This is a genomic window from Micromonospora sp. NPDC004704, assembly GCF_053601675.1.
Map to the genome: position 1 here is coordinate 87,946 of NZ_JBSGCD010000010.1, position 7,654 is coordinate 95,599.

General features: G+C 73.1%; 3 protein-coding genes. 1 reads left to right on the top strand and 2 read right to left on the bottom strand.

The annotated features are described in order from the left end of the window. Positions 1-3 precede the first annotated feature (3 nt). Together ACWEFB_RS16515 and ACWEFB_RS16520 are read right to left on the bottom strand one after the other, a co-directional pair. Complete coding sequence (locus tag ACWEFB_RS16515; protein WP_452286218.1) at positions 4-765, bottom strand: enoyl-CoA hydratase-related protein; 762 nt, start codon at positions 763-765, stop codon at positions 4-6. Between the two features lie 26 nt (positions 766-791). Further along, positions 792-1,673 carry a DUF6039 family protein gene (locus ACWEFB_RS16520; protein ID WP_452286220.1) on the bottom strand — a complete coding sequence of 294 codons (882 nt, stop codon included), beginning with the start codon at positions 1,671-1,673 and terminating at the stop codon, positions 792-794. Positions 1,674-1,870: 197 nt separating this feature from the next. On the opposite strand from ACWEFB_RS16520, the gene ACWEFB_RS16525 reads away from it, so the two are divergent. Then, positions 1,871-7,654 carry an SDR family NAD(P)-dependent oxidoreductase gene (locus ACWEFB_RS16525; RefSeq protein WP_452286222.1) on the top strand — a complete coding sequence of 1,928 codons (5,784 nt, stop codon included), beginning with the start codon at positions 1,871-1,873 and terminating at the stop codon, positions 7,652-7,654.

Below are 7,654 nucleotides of genomic sequence, written 5' to 3' on the forward strand. Positions count from 1 at the left end.
CGCTCACCGCTCCCACGGGTATCGGCCGAGGGTGACGAAGTCGGTGATCCGCCGACGTACCACCGGCGAGGACATCAACCGACCGAACTCGGCGACGGCGTGGTCCCGTACGCGCTCGTCAACGGCGGAAAGCCCGCGAAAGTACCGCTTGGCGTCGCCGACGACGACCCCGTCCAGCCGGTTGAGGCGGAACACCAACTGCCGCAGCACCGTCTCCGGCTGCTCGGTGACCTCGTCGACGAGATGGATGCGGTGCGCCTCCGACGCCGGGACCGCCTGGGTGCTCAGGGTTGCCGCGTACGCCTTCTGGAAGCCGACCCGACGCACCAGGAACGGCAGCACGCAGCACGGCAGCAGACCCCACAGCGCCTCCGGCAGCGCGAACGTGCTGCGTGCGGTGGCGTGCGCGAAGTCGCTGGCGGCCACCAGCCCGACCCCGCCGCCGGCGACCTGGCCGTCGACCTGGGCGATCACCACCCGTCCGACGGTGGTGAAGCGCTCCAACAGGCCGAAGAACGCGGCGCCGCCGTCGGAGGCGCCACCGCCGTCGTCGGCGGCACTCTCGAGGTTCATCCCGGTGCTGAACACCCCGTCGCGGCCCTCCAGCACCACCGCCCGGCACGTGTCGTCGCCCTCGGCCTCGTCGAGCGCCGCGTGCAACTCGCCGAGCACCACGTCGTCGATGGTGTTGCGCCGATCGGGCCGGGCCAGGGTGACGCGGAGCAGGCCGGGTTCCCGCCGCAGTTCGATCGTCCGGTATGCCATCGGTTCAGCCCCGCACCGCGACGGGTTCACTCATTGCTGCTCGGCACCTGCGGTAGCAGCAGCGTGTCGCGGATGCTCGCCTCGATGAACAGCCGGTCCCAGGCCCCGCCGCCCTTCGACTCGTGCAGCCGGCGGCGCCCGAACACCTCCGTGGCCATCTCCTTGCTGCGTTCCAGTTCGGCGAGCGCCTGGTGGTCCTCGGGGGAGCGCAGGTGGATCAGTTGGAACAGGTGGTCCTGCTGACCCCACGTCTGCTCGTACAGTGTCGCGGTCACCTTGCCGGCGAGCCGCTCGTTGACGAAGTGCTGCCAGTGGGCCGCGTACATCCGGCCCTCCTCGCGGTACTCGTACTTGACGTCCGAGGTCCGCATCACGATCGCGCCCGCCGTCGCCGAGTTGAGCTGCAGTTCCGGTGCCTGGTTCAGCTGCGACGACGCCGGCGGTACGAACGTCGCCGGCTCCTCGTGGTCGTCGCCCTCCTCGGCCATTCCGTGCTGCGGGACCAGCACGTCCTCGTGCAGGCTGCGGTGGATGAACATCCGGTCCCAGTTGCCGCCGCCCTTGTGCGGCAGCCGGTCCTCGTCGGAGATCCGGCGGAACTCCAGGTCGCGGTCGACCATGTTGAGCAGGATGCGGTAGTCCTGCGGCGACTTGAGATGGATGAACCAGTGCATCCGGTCACGGGCACCGAACGTCTCCTCGAAGGCGAACGAGGTGGCCACGCCCTCCTGCGAGGTGTTGATGTACTGCAGGAGGTCGACGCTGAACCGGCGCCCCTCCGCGGCGAACTCGTACGCCAGTTGCCCGACCCGGTGCAGGATGAAGCCTGAGTTGAGACTGTGCAGCACCCGCTCCAGCGGTAGCGACGACTGGTTCAGGGCGCGGTGCGGCACGAGCGTCGTGGTCATCGGTTCGCTCCTCCTCTGATCTCGGTCTGACGGCTCGGTTCTACGCAGCCCGCCACGCCGTGTCTGCTCACGGTTGAGCTACCGACCGAAGCCGTTGGCTTGCTCATTGTTGAGCAGGCGGGCGGGGCGCGGCTGCCTAGCGTTTGGCTCGGGCCCGGACCTCCGGGCCGGAAACCCTTCCCACCCGGGCAGGTGCCGTGACGCAACGAACCGTTCGATCCCATGCCGTTCTCCTCTCGGCGTCCGGCCACGCACAGCTGCGCCGATCCGCCGACCGGCTGCGCGAGCACCTCGCCGTCTCCGGCCAGCGGCCCGACCTCGCGGACGTGGCGTACACCTCGCAGGTCGGCCGGATGCCGTTGCCGCACCGGCTCGCCGTGCGGTGCGAGGACGTCGACGGGCTCGTCGACGGGCTCACCGCCTTCCTGCGGAACGAGACCCGCGACGGTGTCCTGTACGACGTCGCCGTACCGTCGAACGCGCCGTCCGTTCCCGAGCCGCCGACCGACGCGGACGCCGCCGTGGTGTGGGTCGCCGGTGGACGGGTCGACTGGCAGCGGTACTGGCCGCAGCCGCGCCCGCGGGTGCCGCTGCCGGGCTATCCGTTCGGATCCGAACCTCCCGTGCCGCAACCGGTGGAGGCGGCCGGGTCCGCGTCGCTGGAGGGCTATCTCACCGAGCTGTACGCCACCGTCTCGGGACTGCCGGTCGACGCGGTGGACCTTCGGGTGCCGCTCGTCGACCAGGGCCTCTCGTCGTACCTCATCACGCTGCTGAATGCCCGGATCGCGGACGATCTCGGTGAGCGGTCCCGAACCCTGTTCTTCGAGCACGCGTCGCTCGCCGCCGTCGCCGCCGCGCTTGCCGCTGCGGGCCGTACCGCGCCGGGTGAGGCCGCAGGGCCGACCGCCGCCCCGCCCCCGGCCACCCGCACCGCCGCCTCCGAGGCCGCCACCCACGACGCCCCCACCCGCGAGGCCGCCACCTCCGAGGTCGCTGCCCCGACCCGGTCGGCGCAGGGGAGTGTCGGCGAGCAGGAGATCGCCGTCATCGGCCTCGCCGGAAGATACCCCGGCTCCCCCGACCTGGAAGCGTTCTGGGACAACCTCGTCAACGGTCGCGACTGCGTCACCCCGCATCCCGCGCAGCGGGCCCGCCCGGGGTGGCCGACCCACCTGATGGAGGGCGGGTACCTCGACCAGGTCGACTGCTTCGATCCGCTGTTGTTCGGCATCACCCCCCGCGACGCCGCCCTGATGGACCCGCAGGAGCGGTTGTTCCTCGAGGTGACCTGGGCGGCGCTGGAGGACGCCGGGTACACCCGCGCCCGGCTGCGGGAGCGGCACCACTCGTCGGTCGCCGTGTACGCCGGTGCGATGTGGAACGAGTACCCGTTGTTCGGGGCCGAGCAGACGCTCCTGGGCTCCCCGCAGGACTCCGGCGCGACACTCGGCGGCATCGCCAACCGGGTGTCGTACTTCTTCGACCTGCACGGCCCCAGCCTGACCGTCGACACCATGTGCTCCTCGGCGCTCGTCGCGCTCGACCTGGCCGTACGGAGCCTGCGGTACGGCGAGGCCGAGCTGGCGATCACCGGGGGCGTGAGCCTGTCCCTGCACCCGAACAAGTTCATCCAGCAGCAGCGGATGAAGCTCACCGCGAGCGACCGGCGCAGCCGCAGCTTCGGCGCGGGCGGCGACGGTTTCGTGCCGGCCGAGGGGGTTGGTGCGCTGGTGCTCAAGCCCCTGCACCGCGCGCTCGCCGACGGCGACCCGGTGCACGCGGTGATCCGGGGAACCGCGGTCGTGCACGCCGGCCGGACCAACGGGTACATCGTGCCGAGCCCGGTCGCGCAGGCCGACGTGGTACGCCGGGCGCTGCGCGACGCCCGGACCCGGCCCGACGAGATCGGCTACGTCGAGGCACACGGGGCGGGCACCGCTCTCGGCGACCCGGTCGAGATCGAGGGGTTGAGCCGCGCGTACCGGGAAGCGGCCGGCGCCGACCTGCCACCCGGTGGCATCCCGATCGGGTCGGTGAAGTCGACCATCGGGCACACCGAGGCCGCGGCCGGGATGGCCGGCCTCACCAAGGTGATCCTCCAACTCCGCCACGGCACCCTGGCGCCGTCGCTGCACGCCGACGACCTCAACCCGAACATCGCCTGGGACGCCGTGCCGTTCCGGGTCCAGCGGCAACGCGCCGAGTGGAGCGGATCCCGGGTCGCGGGCATCAGCTCGTTCGGCGCGGGTGGGACCATCGCGCACGCGGTCGTCGCCGCACCGCCGGCCCGCGCCCGGGACACGGCACCGGCGGGCCCACAGCTCGTCGTCCTGTCCGCCTACGACGAGAACCGCCTCGACGAGGTCGTCCGGCGGCTCGTCGCACACCTGCGCCGGGACCGGGAGCCGACCTCCGGACAGCTCATCGACGCACTGCGCCGGATCGCGGCGGGCACGCTCGCCGAGCCGGCCGCCGACCACGCCGCCGCCCTGCTCGCAGGCGGCGGACCGGCACTCGCCGACATCGCCCACACCCTGCAGGTCGGCCGGGAACCGTTGCGGCAGCGGCTCGCGGTGGTCGCCGAGGACGTCGACACGCTGTGCGAACGGCTCACCCGGTACCGTACCGACCCCGGCGTGCTGCTCGGCCGGGCACCCGCCGCCCCGGACCCGGCCTCGGTTCTGCCCGCCGGAGCCACGCTCACCGACCTCGGCCGGCACTGGGTCGTGGGCGGGACCGTCGACTGGGCGGCGCTCCACGGGCCGGGCCGGGTCATCGTCGATCTGCCCGCGTACCCGTTCGCCCGTGTTCGCTGCTGGCTGCCGGAGGCCGCGCCGGCCGTCGCGGCTCCGCCCGAGACGCCGCTGTACACCAGGATCTGGCAGCCCGATCCGGGGCCCGACCCGGCCGGGCACCCGGTGTCGGGCGCGATGCTGTGCGTCGGCGGGAGCCCGGACCTCGTCGCACGGCTCGGCGGTGTCGCCGTGCTCGACCCGGCGGACCTGGCCGCGGTGCTGGCGCGCAACCCCGACGTGGGCGGCCTTGTCGGACTCCCCGGCGGCATCGGCTGGGAAACCAGGGTACGGGTGCTGCAACGGCTGCTCGCCGAACGTCCCCGTACGCCGTTGCGCGTGCTGGAGGTGGCGGCCGGGGACGTGCGGACGGCCGGGTTCGTCAAGGCCCTCGGCGCCGAGTACACCCGAGTCACCGCCACCGTCCTGTACACCGACCGACTGTCCGCTGACCATGACGCGCTCGCGGCGCAGGTCCGGGCCGAATGGGGGCGCCCCGATCCGTACGGCGAGGTTCGCTACGTCGAGGGCCGGCGGCACCGGCCGCGGCTGGAGCCCGTGGCGGCCCCCCATGTCCCGCTGCGGTGCGACCCGGCCGGCGCCTACCTGGTGACCGGCGGGACGCGTGGCATCGGTGCCCTCGTCGCCCGGCACCTCAGCGACCACGGAGCCCGCGCGATCGCGCTGGTCGGCGTCCGGGAAGCCGCCGGAACCGTCGACGACCTGCGTGCCCTGGGCGTACGGGTGCTGCTGCACACCGGCGGATTCGACAACATCGACGGGTTCCTCGAACGGGCCCGCGCCGAACTCGGCCCCCTGCGCGGAGTGGTGCACTGCGCGGGCGTGGAGAGTCAGGGCAGCCCGGCGTTCGTGCACAAGGACCTCGCGGACGTACGCGCGGTCATGGCGCCGAAGCTCGACGGGTTCGAGTCCCTGGCCCGACTGCTCGCCGCCGACCGTCTCGACTTCTTCCTGACCTTCTCCTCGGTCTGCGCCACGGTCACCGCGCTGGCCGCCGGGGTCACCGACTACGCCGCCGCGAACATCGCCGTGGACGAACTCGTCCGCGCCGAACTGGCCGCGGGTCGTACCGGGTTCCGCTCGGTGGACTGGCCGCAGTGGGCGCAGACCGGGTCGACCAGTGGCCGCCCGAACCCGTGTGCCCCGGCCGGCATCGCCCCGCTCGATGACGCCGCCGGCCTGCGCGTTCTTGACCGGGTGCTCGCCCTGCCGACCGGTGCGGTGATCCTGCCCTGCCCACCGTTGGGCGCCGCCCCCGACCCGGACGCCCTGCTGCGCCTTCGCCCGGCCGAGCCCGCCCCCGAAGCGGCCACCGAACGTCTTCCCGAGCCCGACGCGCCCGCGCCCGTGCCACCGGCCCTCATGCCACCGGCCCCCGTGCCACCCGTTGCCGTGCCGCCCACGCCCGTGACGGCTGTGCCGGGGTGGCTGGTGACGGTCTTCTCGAACGCGCTCGGCATCCCCGAGCGGGACCTCGACCCGACGATCGAGTTCGGCGACCTCGGCGTCGACTCGGTGCTCCTCGGTGAGCTGCTCGTACGCATCGAGGAGAGGCTGGGTACCCACCTCGATCCCGCGACGCTGCTGCTGCACCCGACCCTCGAGCGGCTCACCGCCCATCTCGGGATCCAGGCCGAGCAGCCCGTGGTCCCGCAGCCCGTGTTGCCGTCGCCTGTGGTGCCGCAGCCCGTGGTCCCGTCGGCTGTGCCGCGGACCGCACCGGCCTCGGTGCGGACGGCCGAGTCGCCCCGGGCCGGTGTGGACGGGCGGATCGCGGTGATCGGGATGGCCTGCCGGTTCCCCGGTGCCACCGACGTCACAGGCCTGTGGGACAACCTGCTGCACGGGCGCTGCGCCGTCGCCGAGGTGCCGCGCGAGCGGTGGGACCATCGCCGCTGGTGGTCGCCGGAGCCGGCGCTCGGTCGCTCGATCAGCAAGTGGGGCGGGTTCGTCGAGGACATCGAGTGGTTCGACCCCGAGTTCTTCGGCATGGGCGACGACGAGGCCCGCTGCCTCGACCCGGCGATCCGGATGTTCCTGGAGGGCACCGCCGAGTGTTTCGCGGAGGCGGGCTACGAACCGGCCGAGCTGCGGGGCCGACGGGTCGCCGTGGTCGCCGGCGCCCGACTGTCCGACTACGGCCGGCGGGTACCGGTCCGTGCCGACGTACTGCGGTCCGACCAGAACTTCATCGCCGCCCGCGTCGCGCACCAGTTCGACCTGCGCGGCCCCAACCTGGTCATCGACAGCGCCTGCTCGTCGTCGCTCCTCGCGGTGCAGGCGGCCTGCCGCAGCCTGCTGGCGGGGGAGTCGGAGCTCGCCGTCGCCGGCGGGGTCGAGGTGCTGCTCGACCAGGAAGCCTATCTCGACCTGAGTGCCGCGCGGGCGCTGTCCCCGACCGGCCGGTGCTGGACGTTCGACGAGCGTGCCGACGGGTTCGTGCCCGGTGAGGGCTGCGGCGTCGTCCTGCTCAAACCGCTCGCGGCCGCACTCGCCGACGGCGATCGGATCCACGCCGTCATCGACGGTGTCGCGGTCAACAACGACGGCCACACGATGGGTGTCACCACCCCGAACCCCGCCGCGCAGGCCGACGTCGTCCGCCAGGCGCTCGCCGCCGCCGGTCGGTCACCGGGCGACATCACGATGCTGGAGGCCCACGGCACCGGCACGCTCATCGGCGACCCGATCGAACTGCGCGCGCTCAACGAGGTCTTCGGTGACCAGCCGACCGGACGGATCGAGATCGGCAGCGTGAAGTCGAACCTCGGCCACCTCCTCAGCGCCGCCGGGATGGCCGGGATGTTGAAGGCGGCGCTCGCCCTGGAGCACGGCATGATCCCGCCGACGCTGTTCTGCGAAACCCCCAACCCCCGGTTCGACTTCGGCAGCTCGCCGCTGCACCCGACAACCGAGGCGGTCGCCTGGCCCGCGGGGCGGGAACGCGTCGCCGGGGTCAGCTCCTTCGGGCTCGGTGGCACCAACGCCCACCTCGTCATGAGCGCGGCCCCGCCCGTGGCGGCCCGCCGCGCGCCGCTGCCCCGCCCGGTGTTCCGCCGCCGGCGGCTGTGGCTCGACGGTGAGGCCGGTGCCCCGCCGTCGGAGCCCGCCAGCGAGCCGCTCACCTCCTCCCTGCTGCACCTGCAGCTCGCGACCCGTGACTGA